This is a genomic window from Xanthomonas translucens pv. undulosa (assembly GCF_017301775.1).
Taxonomy (GTDB): Bacteria; Pseudomonadota; Gammaproteobacteria; order Xanthomonadales; family Xanthomonadaceae; genus Xanthomonas_A; species Xanthomonas_A translucens.
In genome coordinates this window covers 2,736,250-2,756,207 of sequence record NZ_CP063993.1, presented here as the reverse complement: position 1 = coordinate 2,756,207, position 19,958 = coordinate 2,736,250, and the positions used below count along the sequence as shown (strand labels likewise).

The window sequence follows — 19,958 nt, the reverse complement described above, 5'->3', positions numbered from 1 at the left end:
GCGCCGGCCAGTTGCATGGCGTCGGACACAGTCGGGACTGAAGTCCCTCCCACAGTGCACCCCGCACGCACGCCGCAAGCCCGTTGTAGGAGCGGCTTCAGCCGCGACGGGCGTTACCGAGGATGCCTGTCGCGGCTGAAGCCGCTCCTACAGGGGACAGCGAGGCATGCTGCTACTTACTGCGCCACGGCCGCCTGCGCAGCGCGCAGCGCCTGCGCCACCGCCTGCAGCGAGCCGTGCGCCGAGCCGGGTTGCAGCGCCAGCGGCTGGGTCTTGCCGCGCGCCACCACGTCCATGCGCTGCGGCACGCCCTGGGCGTCGCCGACGATGCGGTAGGTGGTGGCGCCGCGCACGAAGCTCAACGTATGCCGCGCAGCGTCGTAGGCGAAGCTTTCCCCTTTGCCATCCGGGTACAGCAACTCCACCTGCTGCTGCGCGCCGATCGCCGCGTAGTACGGCTTACCGAACTGACCGTTCTGCTCGCTGGCGAACACGACGATGCGCTTGCCGGCAGGGGCCAGGCGGAATTCCAGCAGGATCTTGTGCGGCACCATCGCCGTGCTGCCGTGCTCGTCCCACAGGTAATGCGTCTGCGCCACGCGCTTGCCGCCCTGGTCGCGGTAGCGCGTCTCCTGGGCCAGGCCCGGCGCGCTGCTGGCGTCCTCGACCAATTCGCGCTGCAGCAACGGCTCGCCGTCGCGCACCGTGTACACCGCGGAACGATGCCAGCAGCAGCCGTCCTTGCTCATGGTCTGCAGTTCGCGCGCCTGCGCATCCACCTTGAACATGCCGCAATTTTTCTGCGCCAACTGGGTGAATGCCGGACTCGGCGCGAAGCCATTGGCGGTACCGACATACACCTGATAGGACGGGCCGTGGTAGCAACTGTTCTGCCCGTCCATCAGCGCCAGGTCCTTGATCCCGTCGAAGTTGAAGTCGGCATAGATCATGACGCTCTGCCTGGCGTACGGCAGTTCGTGCAGCTCGCCCTTGGCCTTGCCGCCCTGGGCGTCGGGGTCCAGCACCAGTTCGGGCGAAGCCACCTCGATCAGCGGCTTGGCGCTGCCGCGCGCGAACACGCGCACGATGCCGGGGCGGAACTCCTCGCGGTTGTCCTCGATCTCCAGCGTCGCCCGGTAGCGGTCGGAAAAATCCTGCACTTCGTAGGTACGGTGCTGGCTGTGGGCGAAGGCCTGCGCATCGAAACCAGCGTCGGCGCTGCGCCGCGACTGGGCCGACGCCGTGGCGGCCAGCGACAGCGTGCCCAGCAGGAGGAAACCGCAACGCCACGCGGCGCGCATGGGGAGAAGCGCAGAGAACGATCGCATGGAATGTCCTGGATGTCGGCGAATGTGCCTGAGCGAGGGAGTCTAGAGCAGCCCGCCCATCCGCGCCGTGCGCTGCGCGCCACGGGCCACCGGGGGTTCACCATACGACGACCCGGTCCTGGCCAGACTGGTCGCCGTAATCCCCGCCATTTCCGGAGCCGAACCTTTCCCGGTGGATCCGCGAGATCGTCGAGTCCGAACTCGGCGTGGCGGTCAACAAGGCCTTCTCCGCGTTCGACGACACGCCGCTGGGTACCCCCTCGCTGGCGCAGGTGCACCGCGCCGCGCTGCGCGACGGTACGCCGGTGGCGATCAAGGTGCAAAAGCCCGAAGTGGCCGCGCAGGTGCGTTCGGACCTGGAGGTGCTGAAGAGTTTCGCAAACGCCGCCGACAAACTGACCGGGCTGGGCCGGCGCATCCGCTTCGCCGACTGGCTGGCCGAGTTCGGCAAGGCGCTGCTGGCCGAGCTGAACTACGAAACCGAAGCTGCGCGAGCGCCTGCTCAAGCTGCTGTTCGCCGCGGTCGATGGCCGCGGCGAGGAAGTGGCCGAGGAAACCTTCGCGCTGAGCACGCGCCTGGAAGACTTCGACGAGGACCGCTACCAGCGCGAGACCGGGCAGATGATCGCGCGCTACGCCGCGCACGACGCCACCTCCGAAGGCCGCGTGGTGCTGGACATGGTGCGCATCGCCACCGCCTACGGGCTGCGCACGCCACCGGAACTGCGCCTGCTCGGCAAGACCCTGCTGAACCTGGAAGCGGTGTGCCGCGCGCTGTCGCCGCACCTGGATAGGCGCAGCGTGGTCGAGGAACAGCTGCAGCACGTGATGCGCGCGCAGCTGAAGAAATCGCTGTCGGCGGCGAACCTGGCCAGCGAGGCGATGGAACTGCAGGCGCTGCTGCGCGAAGGTCCGCGCAAGCTGTCGGACATCCTGTCGCTTGCCGCCGACAACCGCCTCCAGGTGCGCGTGGCCGGGCTGGAAGAATCGCGGCTGATGGAGAGCCTGCAGAAGATCGCCAACCGCGTCGCCGCCGGCATCGTCACCGCCGCGCTGATCCTGGCCTCCACGCAGATGATGCGCATCGACACCGGCGCCAAGCTGTTCGGCTATCCGGCCATCGCGATGGTGCTGTTCCTGCTCGGCGTGGCGCTGGGCCTGGGCATCGTCGCCAGCGCGGTGCTGTTCGACCGCCGTGCGCATGCGCGGGAGGAGCGTGGACGGCGTTAGGCGTTGTTACGGCGGGACTCGGGACTCGGGACTCGGGACTCGGGAAAGCGTGGCAGCGCCATTGGCCTGTGCGCAATGGAGGCGCGGCGCTCTTCTGTAGATACCGTCTTCCTCCCTAACAGACAAGGGTCTTTTGAGGATCGAAGGGCGTGCGTGATTTGAGCACGCCGTAGGCGATGTGCAGCAGCTTGCGCATGGCGGCGCAGATGATCTGCTTGTTGGCCTTGCCACGCTCGCGCATGCGCTGCTTCAGCGCACGGACGACTGGGTTGTGGGTCATGGCGACCAAGGCCGGCAGGAACAGGCCGGCGCGCAGGCGCGGGGAGCCGGTGCGGGAGATGCAGACCTGGCCCTGACGCTTGCCGGACTCCTGCAGCCGGGGGTTGAGCCCGGCAAAGGCGGTCACTGCCGAGGCATGGGCGAAGCGCTCCACATTGCCCAGTTCCGCCAGCATCAACGCCGCGCTGGTGCCGGCGATCCCGTCGATGCTCACCAGCAGTTCGCGCTGCCCACGCAAGGTGGGGTCCTGATCGATCTGGTCGTCGATGGCCCGTTCGATCTGCGCGATGCGCGCCTGCAACTGGCCGATGTTCTCCAGGAGCGAGTCGCGCACCACCAGTGCTGCGACGTCTAAGCGGTTGCGCTCCATCTGCAGCATCTGCAACAGGTCGTCCCGGCGCCGCACCAGCGCCTTGAGCCGCTTGAGCGCCGGCGGATCGGGCTGCCAGGGCCGCAGCTGGGCCGCATGGCGCTGGCCGTAGCTGGCGATCAGCTTGGCATCGCTGCGGTCGGTCTTGACCCGGGTTAGCTGGCTGCGTGCATACAGCGCCATCTGCGCCGGATTGAGCACGCACACGCGGTATCCCAACCCATACACGAACTCGGCCAGGGCCTCGTGGTAGGTGCCGGTGGCTTCCATCACGATCCAGCTGTCCGCCTGCGCATGGGTTTGCAGCCACGTCTGCAGGATCTGAAAGCCCTTCGGATCGTTGGGGAGCTTGGCCTTGGTGCGGTACTTGCTGTTGGCCAGGTCGATAGCCAGGTCGAAACTGCGTTTGGCGACGTCGATGCCGACGACTGGGGACATGAGCGATTCCTCCATCGTGGGGTGAACACGATCATCGCTGCGCCCGGTCCTGCCTTGTGGATGCGAGTTCACGCCAGCGGCGGACTCTGGATACCGTACGGACATCGTGGGCCAGCAAACGGAGGGCGGGAGCCGATCTACAGCACAAGCTCGAAGCTTCAGGAGCGACTGGACTTCCGGCACCTCCTCCGATGATCAGTCGGAAGACATAACGCCGTAGGGGCCCTATGTCCAGATACAAGGAGCGGCTTCAGCCGCGATGAACGAAGCGGCGGCGCTGAGCGCTGCGGACGGACGGCGCCGGCGCCGATGGCCCGGCACGCGCGGCCACAGGAGCGCCGAGGCCTTGCGCCATTCGCGCTTACGGGTCCTTGCGCAGCAGCCGCACTTCCTGCGGCGATTCCAGGGCGATGCCCTCTTCGGCCAGGCGCTGCAGCAGGCTGAAGAACAGATCGCTGCGGATGCCGTAGACGAGCCGCGGATTGCCGACGTAGGCGAAGCTGTTGAGGGTGACGTGGCCGCTGGCGATGGAGTCGATGAACACCGACGGCTCCGGATCCTGCAGCACGCCCGGGTGCGCGGCGTAGAGTTCCAGCAGCAGCGTGCGCAGCTTGACCACGTCGGTGCCCAGCGACACCGCGAACTGGATCTGCACCCGGCCCAGCGGCCCGGCCAGGGTCATGTTGCGCAAGGTCTTGGTGATCAGTTCGGAGTTGGGCACGATCAGGGTGGAGCGGTCGCCGACCTGGATCTCGGTGGAACGCACGCTGATCTTGCGCACGTCGCCTTCCTGGTCGCCGATCTTGACCCAGTCGCCGATCTTGACCGGGCGCTCGGCCAGCAGGATCAGCCCGGACACGAAGTTCTGGATGATCGACTGCAGGCCGAAACCGATGCCGACCGACAGCGCGCTGACCACCAGCGCGATCTGCGCCACGTCGATCCCCGACCACGCCAGCGCACACAGCACGGCCAACAGGATGCCGACGTAGCGCGCCACGGTGCTGATCGAATTGCGCGACCCATCGTCTAGTTCGGTCTTGGGCAGGTAAGTCTGGGTCAGCCAGCCGTGGATGTACTGCACCGCCAGCAGGCTCAGGCCCAGCACCAGCACCGCCTTCAGCACCGCGACCGGATAGAGATGGTTATCCTTGCCAATCGGGATACCCTGCGACAGCACCGAGAACCAGTCGGCGACGGTCGACGTGTTGGTGCCGAACGGCATCAGCAGCGCGCCCAGGCCGATCAGCAGCAGCGCCACCCGCACCACCGCCGAGGTCAGCACGCCGGCCTGCTCCAGGCGGCTGGCGCGCACCCCGAACGCCCCGTTGGCGGCGCGACCGAGACGGCCTTCGCTGGCGAACAGCCATAGCGCGAAATCGTCGGCGAAGGTCATCAGCAGGCGGATCGCGCCGACCACCATGGTGATCCAGATGATCTGCCGGGTGATGAACAGGCCCAGGTACAGATAGCCCAGCAGCGCGGCCAGCAGCGCCACCACCACCGCCACCCGCACCAGCACCCCGACCAGCGCCAGCGCGCCGCCGTGCTGGCCCGGCGGTGGCGGCTGGCCGTTCTCCAGCGCCTGCGCGGCGGCCTCGGCGTACTGGCGCCGGCGCAGCCGCGACAGGCTGGTCAGGATGGCCAGGATCAGCACCGCGTAGGCCAGCGCGATCAGCCCGTCGGCGGCCACCGTCGCCGAGGCGCTGGTATGGCTGGCGCGGTTGATCACCAGCAGCATGCTGCTGACCCAGGCCAGCGTCGCGGTGGCCCAAGTGTACTTGCGCAGGCGCCGCGCGGTGGCGTCGTCGATCGGGAACAGCCGCCACGATGGCTGGTTCGGCAGCAGCACGCTGGCGCCCAGCGAGCCCATGAACGCGGCCGCGAAACTGACCACGACGAAGCCACGCAGCACGCTTTCCAGCCGCGCCGGCACCGCACCGATGCTGCGCAGGCTCTCGGCCAGCACCAGCGCGGCCAGACCCGAGGTCAACGTGCCCAGCAGCAGAAACCACAACGCCAGGCCGGAACGGCGCAGGCGGCTGCCCGGCGCGCGCGACATCGCGTAACGCTTGCCCAGCCAGCGCAGCAGGTAGCGCAGCGGGAACAGCAGTACGAACGCGATGCTCAGGCCGATGCCGAGCGCGCCGGTGCCGTTCTCGGCGATGGCGGCGTCCAGCGCCTGCGCCGCCAACTGGTACAACGCGAGCAAGCGATCGCGGTCGTCGGGGAAATCGCTGGCGATCTGCCGCCACAGCGTCGGCGACAGCGGCGAGTCCGAGCGCATCGACAGCTCCTGGCTGAAATGCTCGGCCTGCAAGGCCTCGATCTGCTCGCCGAGCTGCTTGGCGTCCAGCACCAGCAACTTGCCGCGCTTGATCCCCGAATCCAGCGGCGCGCGCTGCTTGGCCAGATCCTTGCGCTGCGCGACGATGTCGCTCGCCTCGCCCGCGGCAGGCTCACCCAGTTGCTTCAGCCGCGCATCGACCTGGGCCAGCTGCGGTGTCAGCGCCGCGACCGCGGCTTCGGCATCGCGCTGCGCATCGGCCACCTGCCCGATCAGCTTGCGCAGCACCTCCTGGTCGTCGGCGTTGTCCATGCCGCGCCGCGCGTCCTGCAGCGTCTGCTCGGCGCCGCTCAGCAAGGCCTGCGGATCGGGCGCCTGTGGCTCGTCCTGCGGCTGCGCGGTCGCCGCCGCACTCAGGTACAGGAACAGCAGCAGCAGCGAACGGCGCAGCAATGGCAGCAGCACGGCAGAACGGGAAGGCAGGCGCACGCGGGGGACCGGCAGTGAAGCGCGGACCACCGCGCGTGCGGCGCAATATACGGCGTGGGGCTTGAACAGGGCCAGCGGCGTGCGGCCGGTAGGTGCCTGTCGGGGCTGAAGCCGCTCCTACAAGAGCGCTCCTGTAGGAGCGGCTTCAGCCGCGACAGGCACTCCACAGCATCCTGCTCACTGCTTCGCCACTGCCCCCGCCTCGGTCAGCAGCACGATCTTGCCGATATGCGCGCTGGACTCCATCCGCGCATGCGCCTGCGCCGCCTCGGCCAGCGGGAAGCAGCGGTCCAGCTGCGGCTTGATCCGGCCCTGTTCGAGCAGCGGCCAGACCTGCTGCTCCAGTTCGCGCGCGATCGCCGCCTTCTCCATCACCGAGCGCGCGCGCAGGGTCGAGCCGGTATGGGTCAGGCGCTTGGCCAGCAGCGGCATCAGGTCCAGGTCGCGGACCTTGCCCTGCTGGATGCCGATCTGCACGATGCGCCCGTCCAGCGCCGCCGCCTGGTAGTTGCGCGGCAGGTAGTCGCCGCCGAGCAGGTCCACGATCACGTCGGCGCCGCGGCCGCCGGTCAGGCGCAGCGTCTCGGCAACGAAGTCCTCGTCGCGGTACAGGATCGCCGCCTCCGCACCCAGCGCCAGGCTGGCGGCGCGCTTGTCGGCCGAGCCGACGGTGCTGATCACGCGCGCGCCGAACGCGATGCCGAGCAAGGTGGCGACGCTGCCGATGCCGGAGGTGCCGCCGTGCACCAGCATGGTCTCGCCGGCCTGCAGGCGGCCGCGCTGGAACACGTTGGCCCACACGGTGAAGAAGGTCTCTGGCAGCGCCGCGGCCTCGGCCAGGCTCAGCGGCGTCGGCACCGGCAGCGCGTTGCGTTCGTGCACCACCGCGTATTCGGCATAGCCGCCGCCGGCGACCAGCGCGCACACCGCATCGCCGAGCCGGTAGCGCTCCACGCCCTCTCCCAGCGCCACTACCTCGCCGGCGAACTCCAGCCCGGGCAGCGGCGAGGCGCCCGGCGGCGGCGGATAGCTGCCGCGGCGCTGCATCACGTCCGGGCGGTTGACCCCGGCCGCCGCCACCCGCACCAGCAGTTCGCCGCGGTGCGGATGCGGCAGCGGCAGGTGCACCGGCACCAGCACCTCCGGCTCGCCGGGGTGGCGGATCTCGATCGCGGTCATCGAATCGGGGAGTGCGGCGGCGGAGGTGGGGGACATGGCGGGGAACCTGGGCAAGGCGCGGCGCCAGGCAGGCGCGAAGCGCGGGGGAACCGCGATGATCGGCCTTCGCCGCGCTGCGATCCGTGATGGCGCGCGCAGCGTTTCGTCTGGAAATGGGACAGATACTGCGGAGCCAGTGTAGGAGCGGCTTCAGCCGCGACCGGGCGTTACCGGTAACGCCCGGTCGCGGCTGAAGCCGCTCCTACAGGGGGCACAGCGCGGTGGACATCCGCGCTAGTCGCCGCCCCCGGCCGCCTGCACCGGCCACGCGCGCATTGTCGGCACTTCGGCCTGCACCTGCTGCGCATCCAGACGCGCCTGCAAGGCCGGCAATGCCACCGCCAGCGGGCAGCGCAGGCGACCGCCGCAACCCGGCAACGGCCAGCGTCGCTCGCGCAGTGCGGCGCCGTCGAAGCGGTTGTCGCGCAGCGCCTGCAAGGTCGGCACCACGCTGCGCAGTTGCAGGTAGTCGCGGCCGCCCTGCCGCACCAGCTCCAGCAGCAGCGCGCCGCCCGGCGGATAGGCATCCGGCTGCTCAGGCACCGCGCACGGCACGTCGAGCAGGCCGGCCAGATGCGCCAGGTTGGTGTCGTGGCCGAGCAACAGCAGCGCGCGGGTCTGCGCCGGTGCCAGTGGCGCCACTGCCGGGGTCTGCCCGGCCGCGGCCTGCAGCGTCGCCAGCAGATGCGCGAGCAGGTTGGAGCCACCGGCACGCGCCGCCGGCAGGGCGCGCTTGCTGTGGTCGAAGGCGGCGTTGTGCAGGCCGATCAGGCGTTGCAGGGCGGCCGCATCGGCACGGCCCCATGCCACCTGCGCCAGCGGCAGGCCCTGCGCGTATTCCAGCATCAGGTTTTCGGCCAGGCTGCCGGCGGTCTTCAGCAGCTTGGCCGCCTGCGCGGGATCGTCCAGGCGTTGCGGATCGTCCAGCCGCGGCGTGTCCTGGCCCGGCACTTGCGCGGGGCAGGCAGCACCCTGGCAGCCGGACAGGACCCGTTGCAGTGCGCGCAGCCGCGCGCGCGCGGCCGCATCCGGATGCAGCGGTGCGGCCACCGCATCGCCGCCTTTGTCGTCGCTCTTGTCCTCGCCGGCCGCGTAGTGGAACAGCGGATTGTTCTGCGTGGTCGGCAGTGCCAGATAGTGGGCATGGCAGCCCGGCTGCAGGCCCTCGCCGAAGGCCGCGGCGCTGGCGTGGTTGCGCGGCGTGCTGTCGGCGATCAGCACCACCTGCGCGGCATCGCAGCCAGGTGCCAGCAGACCTTCGCCCAGCCAGCGCTGCCGGTAGCGTGCGCCCAGCGCCTGCATCCCCGCCGTGCCGTGCGCGGTGAGCATGCCCGGCGCCACCGGCCATTGCGGCCATGGCTGCGCCGCGTACCTGGCCAGCGCTTGCGGATCCTTGGTCGGCGCGCGCACGCCGTGGCGCATCACCACGATGCTCAGGCGCACTTGCGCTGGCGGGTTTGCGCCGGCGCGAACTGCGGTGCCGGTCGGCACGCGGGCGGCCGCGGCCGGCAACGCCGCCGCGGCCAGCAACAACAGCGCCGCCACGCGATGCAGGCGGCGCCGCGCAAGCGTGGCGGTCCTGGGTACCTCAATGGAGACGTGCATGCCGCCGGCCTCAGAACTTCAACGACAGGTCGAGGAACACGCCGCGTCCGGCCAGGCCGAAGTACAGCGGCTGGTTATCGGAAGAGCGCGCGCCGGCATAGCCGATCAAGGCATGCCGATCGAGCAGGTTGTTGACGTCCATGCTGATCGAATAGCCCTTCAGGCCGTAGGGGCCATGCGTGCTGCGATAGCCCAGCGCCGCATCCAGGCTGGCGTAGCCGCCCAGGCGCTGGTCGTTGCCGAACACGGTGGCGCCGCTGGCGTCGGTGCTGTTGTCCACGCCGTACTGCGCGCCGACCACTTTTTCCATCAACGAGCCGAAATAGCCGCTGCCGCTGTTGTAGAGCAGGCCCAATGCGCCGGTCACGTGCGGGGTGCCGGCGACCTGGGTGCTGCTGTGCTTGTAGGTGGCCTCGTTGTAGCTGGCGTTGGCGTACAGGCTCAGCGTTGGCGTGAGCGCATACGTTGCCTCGGCCTCGGCACCGCGGTACACCGCGCCGCCGCCGTTGACGTAGGCGCTCTCGCTGCCGCTGTCGGTGGCGATCAGGGTCTGGCTGATGTAGTTGCTGAAGTCGATGTAGTAGACGTCGGCGCCGAAGGTCAGGCCACGCGCGGCGTAGCTGGTGCCGAGCTGGTAGTTGCTGGTCAGCTCCGGCTGCAGGCCACGCGCGCCGTTGAGTTCGATCACGTCGATCGGCGGCGCCAGGAAGCCGCGCGCGGCCTGTACGTAGCCGCTCCAGTGCTCGCTGAAGGCGTCGTGCAGGCTCAGCGACGGCAGCGTCGCGTCGTAGCTGGCGCTGCTGTAGGCCGGCGCCGGCGGCGTGCGCTTGTTGAGCTGCGCGTCGAGCTGGCGCTCGACCCGCGAATAGCGCACGCCGGGGCTGAGGGTCAGCGTGTCGCTCAGCTTCCAGTCGTACTGCACGTAGGGCTGCAGCGTGTCGGTGCGGTCGTGCAGCTGGTAGTTGTACAGATAGCCGTACTTGGTGCCGCTGGCCGCGCCGGTGCTCATGTCCACCGGCAGCTGGTTGCGTTCGTCCAGATTACGCTCTGCCCACACGCCGGTCTGCAACTGGCCCGGGCCCAGCTCGCGCGCCAGGCGCAGCACATCGCCAAAGGCGTGGAAATCGTTGTCCGACAGCTTGCCGGGCACGTCCTTGGCCGCCTTGGACAGCTTCTTGCCGGTGCTGGAGTAGAAGGTCACGCCGTTGTCCGCGGCGCTCTCGCTGGTGGGGATGCTGCTCTTGGCGGCGGTGTGGTCGAAGCTGTTGTAGTAGACCTTGTTGTCGAGGTCCCAGTCGCCCAGGCGCGTGCTCAGGCCCAGGTAGCTGAAACTGGAATAGTACGCGGCGCTGTTGTAGCCGGTGTAGTTCTGCAGGGTCGGATCGTTGCCCAGGCCGTAGCGCCAGCCGTGCTGTGCGATCTGCGCGCGGGTGGCGCCCTGCATGGTGTTCTGGTGCTCCTGGTTGTAGCTGCTGACGAAGCTCAGCGTGGTCGCCTCGCCCAGTTCGGTGACGGTCTTGACGAAGGCGTGCTCGCGGCGGTCGTCGGTGCCTTTCAGGTAGGTGTCGCTGGTTTCCTTGGACAGGTCGGCGAACACGCGGGTGTTGCCGATGTGCTCGTCGGCGCTGACGCCGGTGGACCAGGTGTCCCAGCTGCCACCGGTGACGTAGGCGGTGACCCCGTCCACCGCGCTGGGGTTGCGCGTGCGCAGCGCCAGCGTGCCGCCGAAGGTGGCGTTGCCGATGGTGGCGCCGCCGCCGGGGCCGCGGTCGATCTCGGCCTGGCCGAGTACGTGGTTGTTGAAGTAAGCGGACGTGGTGTGGTGCAGGTCGCTGGCGTCGCCGAACGGGATGCCGTCGAAGGTGATGTTGAACTGGCCGTCCTGGAAGCCGCGGATGCTGATGCCTTCGTTCTTGCCCAGGCCCGGGCCTTCCGGCGAGGTGGTGACCACGCTCGGCGCGTACTTGATGATGTCGTCGTAGTTCGCGTTCAGGCGCAGGCCGTCGCGGATGAAGCGTTCGTCGATCACCGAGGTCGGCTGGCTCGCCTCCAGCGGCGCGGCGCTGGGCGCGAGCGTGTCGACGCTGTTGGCGGTGACGTTGATCGGCGCCAGTTCGCGCGGGCCATCGTCGCGGTCTCCGGGATCGGCGGCCGGCGTGGCCGCGGCGGGCGCCGCGCGCGGAGCGGCGGCGCTGCGGGGCGCGGCCGCGGCACCGCGCACGATGCTGACCGTACTCGGGGTCGGCATGCGGTAGTCCAGGCCGGTGCCGGCCAACAGTTTCTGCAGCTGCTGTGCCGGCGCCAGGCCGGCCGGCGCGCCGCTGCTGCGTTGCCCGGCCGCCAGTGCCGGGTCGTACATCAGTTGCAGGCCGCTGTTGCGGGCGAACAGCTCCAGCGCCTGGTCCAGCGGCATCGGCGCGATCGCCGGCGCGGTGGCGGCGACGGGGGCCGACCAGGCCGGCAGCGAAGCGGTGCTGCCGAGCAGCAGGGCGATGGAAACGACGAGCGTGTTGCGCATGGGACGTGCTACCGGAGGGGAGAGGAAGGCGGCCGTGCGCATCCAGCGCGACGGCCATGCCTACCTAGGAGTGCCGCACAGCGCCGCGCGGCTACCGGTAGTTGCATGAATTTTTTCTTACATCGGCGCCGGCGCGCTGCGGATCGTCACCGCGTGGGCGTCGCGGTGCACCTGCACGTTCGGCAGGCTGGCCAGATAGGCGACGAAGGCGTCCGGATCGCGCAGGTGGAACACGCCGCTGATCCGCCGCGCGGCCAGCGCCGGGTCGGCGATGCGCAGCGGCTGCGTGGTGTAGGCGTTGAACAGCCGCGCCACCTCGCCCACGCTGCGGTCGTGCACGCCGATCTGCGCCGGCAACCAGGCGGTGGCGCCGGCGATGTCGGCATGCGCGTCCAGTCCCAGCAACTGGCCGCGCGCATCCAGCCGCGCCTGCTGGCCGCCGCCCAGGTCCGCCAGCTGCGCGCCCTCGCTGGGCAACGCGTTGGGCCACCACCACGGATGCGCGCCGCGCAGCACGTGCACGCGTCCCTGCAACACGGTGACGCGGGTGGCGCCGTCGTGGTGGTCGACGCCGAACACGGTGCCGATGTCGCGCAGCACCAGCGTGCCGACGCTGACCCGCAGCGGCCGCGCCGGATCGCGGCCGAGGTCGAACAGCGCCTTGCCGCGCAGCAGTGCGATGTCGCGGCGCTGCGCACCGTAGCGCACGGCGATGGCGCTGCCGCGGTCCAGGCGCACCACGCTGCCGTCGGCCAGCGCGACCTCACGCCCGGCATCGGCGGCGGCGGCGTAGACTGTCGCCGGCACCGTCTTCGGCGCCGCCAGCTGCGTGGCCACGCCCACTGCGGCCAGCGCGAGCGCCGCGGCCAAGCCCAACGCCCGGCGCCGGCTGCGCTTGCGCGCGGGCGCCGCTGCGCGCGCAAGCGGCGCGGCACTGCGGCTGAGTTCGGGCAGCAACGGCACCACCACCGCGCCGCTGTGGCGCGCATGCGCACACAACTGCTCGCTGCTGGCCTGCTGCGAGTGCGCCGCGGCCTGCAGGTCCTGGTGCAGGTGGGCGATGCCCAGGTATTCGGCCACGTGCGCCGGCGATTGCCGCAGCCACGCCAGGAATTCGGCGTGCTGCACCGGCGCCAGCGGCGCCTCGCGCTGTGCCAGGTACCAGGCCGCGGCCGCCGCGGCGATCGGCGACTCACGCATAGCGCGCCATGCCCTGCCGACACACCGCCAGGCCCTTGATGATGTATTTCTTGACCATGTGGCTGGAGATCTGCAGCCGCTCGGCGATGTCCTGGTAGCCGAGTTCGTCGCGGTAGCGCAGCACCATCGCCGCGCGGCATTTCGGCGGCAGCCGCGCCATCAGTTCGGCCAGGCGCCGCCGGCGCTGCTCGCGGTGCATCTGCGCATCCGCCTCGCACGGCACCGCCAGCCGCTCCAGCACTTCGTCCAGGCAGGTGTCGCGCTGCGTGCTGCGCTGGTTGAGCAGCGCGTGCTCGCGCATCAGGTTGGCGGCGATGGTGAACAGGTAGGCCTCCGGATTGGCGATCTCCGGGGCATGCGCCTCGCTGCGTTGCAGGCGCAGCCACACTTCCTGCACCAGGTCCTCTGCGTCCCAGGCCGCGGCGCGGCGACGCCGGAAATAGCGGCTCAGCGACGGCCGCCATTGCAGGAACAGCCGCGACAGGGCCGGCAAAGGTTCGGGACGCACCAGGCGCTCGCAGGATCGGAAAGGCCTGCGATGCTGGTCGCGGCGGATGACAGTCCGATGACGCAGGGGCCGCGCGGACACGGATGCGGGGCCGCGCCCCAGCCGGCATGCAGTTGCGCGCCGGGGGTCGGCCTGGTGCGCTCGATCGGCGGATGTAACGTGGCCGATGGCCGGGGCGGCAGCGGGCGGCGTTCCACATGCGGGATAGGATGTCCTTCGCAGCGGCCTTCCGTTGCGCCGGACCCGCTCCATGTTCAAGGGATTGCGGCCTTTGCGCCGGCGTTCGCACCAAGGACATCGTCATGACCGACCCCGTCGTCCAGATCAAGCCGCTCGGCTTTCCATGGGAAACGATCGACCCGTTTCTGTTCTGCGTCTATCACGACGACGCCTATCCCGCCGGCAACGGCGCGATGGGTCCGGCGGCGTCGCTCGCGGGCCGCGCGATCGGCCAGGACTTCAGCCGCAAGGACGGCTGGAGCATGTACCACGGCGAGCAGATCCCCGGCTTTCCCGGCCACCCGCACCGCGGCTTCGAGACCGTGACCATCGTGCGCCAGGGGCTGATCGACCATGCCGACTCGCTCGGCGCAGTGGCGCGCTTCGGCGCCGGCGACGTGCAGTGGTTGACGGCCGGTGCCGGCATCGTCCATTCGGAGATGTTCCCGCTGCTCGAGACCGAGACGCCCAACCCGCTGGAACTGTTCCAGATCTGGCTCAACCTGCCGGCGCGCAGCAAGATGGTGGCGCCGCACTTCACCATGTTCTGGGCGCACGACCTGCCGCGCTTCAGCGCCACCGACGCCGCCGGCCGCAGCACCGAGGTGGCCTGCGTGGCCGGCCGCATCGGCCCGGTCGACGCCGCGCCCGGCGCGGCCGGCGGCCCGCTGGCGCCGCCGCCGGATTCGTGGGCGGCGCAGGACGATGCCGATGTGGCGATCTGGACGATCCGCATGGCGCCCGGCGCACGCTGGACGCTGCCCGCCGCGCAAGGTCGCGGCACGCGCCGCAGCCTGTACTTCTTCAAGGGCGCAGCGGTGACCGTGGGCGGACGCGAGGTGCAACGCCACGCCGCCATCGAATTGCGTGCCGACCAGGCGGTGGAACTGGTCAACGGCGATCTGGACGTGAGCGAGTTCCTGGTGCTGCAGGGCCGGCCGATCGCCGAACCTGTGGCCCAGCACGGCCCGTTCGTGATGAACACCCAGGCCGAGATCGCCCAGACCATGGCCGACTACCGCCGCACCCAGTTCGGCGGCTGGCCATGGAACGACGAGGCGCCGGTGCACGGCAGCCATCCGGCCCGCTTCGCGCGACACCCGGATGGGCGCGAGGAGCGGCCGGCAGCGCACGCGGCAACCGCGGCAACCCCGGAGATCGCGAACGGTTAGCGCGTGTGGAAACGTAGCGCGCCATGCTGGCTTCGCGTACTCGAATCAGCGCGTCGCTTTCGCGCCGGACCCTCACCCCAACCCCTCTCCCGGCGGGAGAGGGGCTACATCAATAGCGCGCCGAGGCCAGCGCCTGCGCGCGCTCCAGTTGCTCGGCGATGCGCTTGCGCGCCTGCTGCAGCTCCTGCCTGGTCGCGTCCTGTTGCGCCGCCGGCACCAGCTCGGCATCGATCACCGTCAACGCATCGGAATAGCTGCGCACCATCGTCGCCATGTAGGCGTTCATGTACGCCGAATCGTCCTTCTCCTGGTCCAGCGCCTGCAGTTGCGCCTTGCCCTTGGCCACTTGCGCGGCGATCTTCTGCGCATCGCCGGGACCGCCCTTGCCGGCGTCCGCAGCCGCGGCGCCCTGATGCGCGGCGACCACTTCGCGGGCGAAGTCGGCGACGCTGGCGCTGACGTTGCGCGACAGCGCCTGCTGCGACAGCGCCACCGCGTTGCCCTCCAGCACCTGCAGCATCGCCTTGGCCGAGGCGTCGCCGGCGATCGGCGCGCGCCCGCTTTCGCCGCCGACCGGGGCCGCGGTCGGTGCCGGCGAGGTCGCCGGTGCGGTGCGCGAGGTCTGCTCGCCCGGCTTGCCGCAGCCGCTCAGTGCCACGGCGGCCAGCGCCGCGAGAATCGAAAGCCGGGTCGTGATCAGCCTCGGGGTCATGGGATGCTCCTGGTTTGCCAGTGCCTACCTTGCCCAGGCGCGGCGCAAACCCGCGTGAATCGCCTGCGCCGGCCGCTAGAATGACGGCATCGCCAGCACGGCTCCAGAGCGTTCCGATCCGCCGATGACCCTCGCGCCCGACACCCCCGCGCCGCGCAAGCGCGTGGCGCTGTACGAAGACGTGGCCGAGCGGCTGCGGCAGAAGATCTACGACTACGTGCTGCCGCCGGGCGAGTGGATCGACGAGCCGGCGCTGGTCGCCGAACTGGGCATCAGCCGCACCCCGTTGCGCGAGAGCCTGAAGCTGCTCGCCGCCGAAGGCCTGGTGCAGATCGAACCCGGCCGCGGCGCGCGCGTGACCCGACTGAACCTGGAAGACCTCAACGAGCTGTTCCCGGTGATGGCGCTGCTGGAAGGCCGCTGCGCCTACGAGGCGGTACGCAAGGTCGATGCCGCCGGTCTGGCGCGGCTGGAAGCGCTGCACGCGCGCATGGAGCAGGCGGCCGACGCAGGCGACCTGGCCGAGTACTTCCGGCAGAACTATCTGATCCACGAATCGGTGCAGGAATTCGCCGGCAACCCGTGGCTGATCCGCGTCACCCACGACCTGCACCGCATCCTCAAGATGCACCGCGGCCGCCAGCTGCTGGCGCCCGGGCGCATGCAGCAATCGCTGTGCGAACACCGCGAACTGATGGACTGCTTCCGCCGCGGCGACGCCGAAGGCGCCGAGCGCACCATGAACCGGCACCTGCAAAGCCAGGGCAACGCCCTGGCGATGTACGTGGCCGCCGGCGGCAAGTTGAATGTGCCGGCGCCGTTGCCTGGTGGGCGGGACGCGGGACCCGGGATGCGGGACTCGTAAAAAGCGGCGCGTTCGGTTTTGCCGCTGCAAGGCACTCGCGGAGAGCCACACACACAAAAGCGCCGCCCCGAGGGACGGCGCTTTTTTTGTTCGATGCGTTGCGGGCCGGGAACGGCGATCGGCGGTCGCCGCTCCCCGGTCCGCGTCCCTCACAGCCAGCCCGGCACCACCAGCAGCAACCACGCCAGCAGCGGGCCGAACAGCACCACCAGGCCGCTGTAGATCAGGAAGCGCTTGTACAGCGACTCGCGCTCGTCCGGGGCGGCCGAGGCCACCACCAGCGCGCCGTTGGTCGAGAACGGGCTCACGTCCACCACCGTGGACGAAATCGCCAACGCGCAGATCACCCCGGCCGCGCCGAGGTGGCCCTGCAGCAGGAACGGCACCGCCAGCGGGATGGTCGCGCCCAGCACCGCCGCCGAAGAGGCGAACGCGGAGACGATGCCGCCGACGTAGCACACCAGCAGCGCGCCGAGCATCGGGATGCCGATATCGGACACGCCGTTGCCGATGTAGTCCACCGCCCCGCTCTCCTGCAGCACCGCCACGTAGGTAACCACGCCGCTGATCAGCAGCACCGTGGACCAGCTGATGCCGTCCACCGCGCCCTTCTGCGCCTTCGGCGACAGCAGCGCCAGCACCACCGCCACGGTCATCGACACCAGGCCGACGTTGAGGTTGTAGAGCAGCGAGGCGATGCCCAGGCCGAGCAGGCCGCACAGGGTCAGCACCCGATCGCGATTCAGGCTCATCGCCTCCAGCGCCGCCGGGTCGGTGGACAAGGTGCCGCCGCCGGCCGACAACAGCGCGCCATGGCCTTCGATCGCGAACTGGCGGTGCGAGGACTGATCGCCCACCGGCACGGACGCGGCGGTGGCCAGCGACGGCGTCGGTTCGCGCCGCAGCAGCGCCAGGCCGCCGAAGGCGAAGAAGCAGATCAGCGCCATCAGCAGGTTGAAGCCGAGGCTGGTCAGGAACACCGCCATCTCGGTCACATCCAGCCCGGCCTTCTCCACCACCTTGTTGGTGATGCCGCCGTACACGCTGATCGGCGAGAAACCGCCAGCCTGCGCGCCATGGATCACCAGCAAGCCCATCAGCAACGGACTGATCCGGTACTGCCTGGCGAAGCGCAGCGCGACCGGGCCGATGATCGCCACCGCCGCCGGGCCGAGCGCGCCGAAGGCGGTCAGTACCGCGGTGACCACGAACATCACCCACGGGATCGCCACGATCTTGCCGCGGACCGCGCACACCGCCCAATGCACCAACAGATCGATGGTGCCATTGTTGCGCGCGATCGCGAACAGATAGGTGATGCCGACCAGGGTCAGGAACAGGTCGCCGGGAAACCCGGACAGGACCTCCTTCCCGTCCATGCCGACCCAGACGCCACCGATGATGAAGGCCAACGCGAACGCGACGGCACCCATGTTGACCGGCAACGCCGTGGCCACGATGAACATGACGATCAAGCCGATGATCGTCGCGATTTGTGGACTCATGCGCCCTCCCGAGCTTGCTGGATCCGTCCCACTGACGCGAATGGCCGCCCGCCATTCTGGGTCGATCGCCCACTGCCAACCGCCGTTGCGGCGCGACGGCGGCCATCGCCGTCCCCCTCGCCGCCGCAGCCGCCTTACTGCAGGCGTTGCTGCGCCTGCCGCGCCCATGCCGCCGCCGCGGCCAGGCTGCCGAACTCTTCCACCGAACGCGCCTGGCACTGCGGCAGCAGCTCGCGCGCGATGCGCGCCAGCGCCCCGCCCGGCCCCAGCTCCAGGAACACGCGCGCACCGCGCTCGGCGGCCTGGCGCAGCGTTCCTGCCCAATCCAGCGTCGTCGCCAGCTGTGCCGACAGCGCGCCGATGGCGTCGTCGCGATCGCCGATGCGGTGTCCGTCGATACCGGCCAGCAGTGCGGCACGCGGCGCGGCCAGCGGCGCGGCGCGCAGGTCGGCGGCGAACGCCTGCGCCGCGCTGGCCAGCAACGGCGTATGCGCTGCCACCGCGACCGGCAGCCGCGTGACCCGCGCGCGTTGCGCACGCGCCTGGCGCTCGCCCTGCGCCAGCACATCGGCATGGCCGCCAAGAATCAGGTGATCGTCGCCATTGACGATGGCGATGTGCAGGCCGGTCTGCGCGCACAGCGTCTCGGCCGCATCGCGCAACAGGCCCTGCACCGCGATCAGGCCGTCGCCCTTGCGGCTGGCCGCATCCATGCGCTGCGCGCGCCGCTGCGCCAGCGCCAGGCAGGCGAACGCCTCCATGCCGCCGGCCAACGCATGCGCGGCCAGTTCGCCGATGCTGTAGCCGAGCAGCAACGCCGGCGGCGGCAGTTGCGGCAGCAGCGCGGCGGCATTGGCCAGCGCCGCCGCGCACACCAGCGGCTGCGCGAGCGCGTTGTCGTAGCGCGCGTCGGCGCCGACCAGCGCGCGCGGATCGGCGCCGAGCACCTGCGCGGCCGCGGCCAACACCGCCTCGGCCGCCGGCGCGCCGGCGCTGTAGTCGAACATCGCCGGATGTTGCGCGCCCTGCCCCGGGCATAGCAGTGCCAGGCTCATGCGGCCTCCTGGCGCTGCAGGAAACAGGCGCAGGCAAGCAGATCGGCGCTGCCGCCCGGACTCAATCGGCGCGCGACGAAGGCGTCGCCGATGCACGCCAGGTGCTGGCGCCAGTCCGGCTGCGCCACACCGCCGGCCTCGAGGAACGCCCGCGCGCTGCATTGCGCGAAGCGCAGGCCATCGCGGCCGCCGCGCTGCAGCAGGTTCAGATCGTCGGTTTGCGCGATCAGCTGCAGCAGGGTCTGCGCCATGGCGGCATCGTGCGCAACGCCTGCACGCAGCGCGCGGCGCAGTGTCGGCAGCGCCACCTCCCGCAGCAGCGGAAAGCCTTCTGCGGCCTGTTCGCGCACGCCGGCGACGCCATGCCGGCGGCGCATGCGCTGGCCGTGGCTATGCGGATCCAGTGGCGCGTCCAGCAACGCATCGTGCCAGTGGCCGACGGCATTGCAGACCGCCACGCCGTCCGGCATCGCATGCTGCTGGCTGCGCAACCGCGCCGCCGCTGCGACCAGCAGGCCCAGGCTGAAGATCGCGCCGCGGTGGGTGTTGACGCCGCCGGTGGCGCGCAGCATGGCGCGCTCGGCCTCGATGCCGCGCTGGCGCAACGTGGCGAACGGCGCATCCGCCATGCCGGCAGCGGCGATCGCAACGAAGTAGCCGCGCAACGCGAACAGGCTGCGCAGGAACGTGGAGGCGTCCATGTCGTCGTGGCTGCCGCGATCGAACGGCGTGACCAGACCGGGCTTCGGCGCGCAGGCCAACTCGGCATGCAGGCTGGCGACGGCGAGACGGCCGAGGCGGTGTGGGGTGGCGACGGCATTGGGAAGGATCGCCGTGGCCTTCGCGGCTGCGGGTGCCGATCGCGGGTTGCTTGCGCATTGCACTGCAAGAGACGCATCGGTCTGGACCGATTCCGATGCCGGAAAGCACCTCGCTGCATTCGTCGCGGCTGAAGCCGCC

Annotated in this window: 14 protein-coding genes and 1 pseudogene; 3 read left to right on the top strand and 12 right to left on the bottom strand. The window is 70.3% G+C overall.

Annotated features, from left to right (window positions below):
• Positions 1-176: 176 nt before the first annotated feature.
• A complete protein-coding gene (locus ISN38_RS11580) occupies positions 177-1,301 on the bottom strand; it encodes an XAC2610-related protein (protein ID WP_230938368.1) in 1,125 nt (374 codons plus the stop codon).
• Between the two features lie 203 nt (positions 1,302-1,504).
• Here ISN38_RS11580 and ISN38_RS11575 point away from each other — a divergent pair.
• Positions 1,505-2,558: pseudogene (locus ISN38_RS11575) on the top strand (AarF/UbiB family protein); the annotation flags it as partial.
• 115 nt (positions 2,559-2,673) lie between these two features.
• Here ISN38_RS11575 and ISN38_RS11570 read toward each other — a convergent pair.
• From ISN38_RS11570 to ISN38_RS11540, 7 genes are all read right to left on the bottom strand, one after another.
• Entirely contained in the window at positions 2,674-3,645 is a 972-nt protein-coding gene (locus tag ISN38_RS11570) for an IS110 family RNA-guided transposase (RefSeq protein WP_047324345.1), read from the bottom strand.
• 361 nt (positions 3,646-4,006) lie between these two features.
• On the bottom strand, positions 4,007-6,397 hold the full coding sequence (locus ISN38_RS11565) for a DUF3772 domain-containing protein (protein ID WP_206712217.1): 2,391 nt from the start codon (positions 6,395-6,397) through the stop codon (positions 4,007-4,009).
• A gap of 201 nt (positions 6,398-6,598) precedes the next feature.
• Entirely contained in the window at positions 6,599-7,636 is a 1,038-nt protein-coding gene (locus ISN38_RS11560) for an NAD(P)H-quinone oxidoreductase (protein ID WP_058359097.1), read from the bottom strand.
• 237 nt (positions 7,637-7,873) lie between these two features.
• Positions 7,874-9,244, bottom strand: coding sequence for a histidine-type phosphatase (locus ISN38_RS11555; protein WP_206711818.1), 1,371 nt, complete (start codon positions 9,242-9,244; stop codon positions 7,874-7,876).
• A 10-nt stretch (positions 9,245-9,254) separates the two neighbouring features.
• Entirely contained in the window at positions 9,255-11,762 is a 2,508-nt protein-coding gene (locus tag ISN38_RS11550) for a TonB-dependent receptor (protein WP_206711817.1), read from the bottom strand.
• A 117-nt stretch (positions 11,763-11,879) separates the two neighbouring features.
• Complete coding sequence (locus tag ISN38_RS11545; RefSeq protein WP_206711816.1) at positions 11,880-12,962, bottom strand: FecR family protein; 1,083 nt, start codon at positions 12,960-12,962, stop codon at positions 11,880-11,882.
• Positions 12,955-13,470, bottom strand: a complete 516-nt coding sequence (locus ISN38_RS11540) for an RNA polymerase sigma factor (protein ID WP_038240298.1) — start codon at positions 13,468-13,470, stop codon at positions 12,955-12,957. Before ISN38_RS11540 ends, ISN38_RS11545 begins: the two co-directional genes overlap by 8 nt.
• 302 nt (positions 13,471-13,772) lie before the next feature.
• Here ISN38_RS11540 and ISN38_RS11535 point away from each other — a divergent pair, with 302 nt between their 5' ends.
• Positions 13,773-14,861: a pirin family protein gene (locus ISN38_RS11535; protein ID WP_058195653.1), complete on the top strand. Its 1,089-nt coding sequence runs from the start codon at positions 13,773-13,775 to the stop codon at positions 14,859-14,861.
• Between the two features lie 109 nt (positions 14,862-14,970).
• Here the strand turns inward: ISN38_RS11535 and ISN38_RS11530 are convergent, their stop codons facing one another.
• Positions 14,971-15,573: a DUF4142 domain-containing protein gene (locus ISN38_RS11530; protein WP_003470449.1), complete on the bottom strand. Its 603-nt coding sequence runs from the start codon at positions 15,571-15,573 to the stop codon at positions 14,971-14,973.
• A gap of 124 nt (positions 15,574-15,697) precedes the next feature.
• On the opposite strand from ISN38_RS11530, the gene ISN38_RS11525 reads away from it, so the two are divergent.
• Complete coding sequence (locus tag ISN38_RS11525; protein WP_058363435.1) at positions 15,698-16,438, top strand: GntR family transcriptional regulator; 741 nt, start codon at positions 15,698-15,700, stop codon at positions 16,436-16,438.
• A 149-nt stretch (positions 16,439-16,587) separates the two neighbouring features.
• On the opposite strand, the gene ISN38_RS11520 is transcribed toward ISN38_RS11525, so the two are convergent.
• From ISN38_RS11520 to mdcB, 3 genes are all read right to left on the bottom strand, one after another.
• Complete coding sequence (locus tag ISN38_RS11520) at positions 16,588-17,943, bottom strand: SLC13 family permease (RefSeq protein WP_206711815.1); 1,356 nt, start codon at positions 17,941-17,943, stop codon at positions 16,588-16,590.
• 134 nt (positions 17,944-18,077) lie between these two features.
• Entirely contained in the window at positions 18,078-18,998 is a 921-nt protein-coding gene (locus ISN38_RS11515) for an acyltransferase domain-containing protein (RefSeq protein WP_206711814.1), read from the bottom strand.
• Positions 18,995-19,759 (bottom strand): triphosphoribosyl-dephospho-CoA synthase MdcB, encoded by a 765-nt coding sequence (mdcB, locus tag ISN38_RS11510; protein WP_230938370.1) that lies wholly within the window; start codon positions 19,757-19,759, stop codon positions 18,995-18,997. Before mdcB ends, ISN38_RS11515 begins: the two co-directional genes overlap by 4 nt.
• Positions 19,760-19,958: the final 199 nt, after the last annotated feature.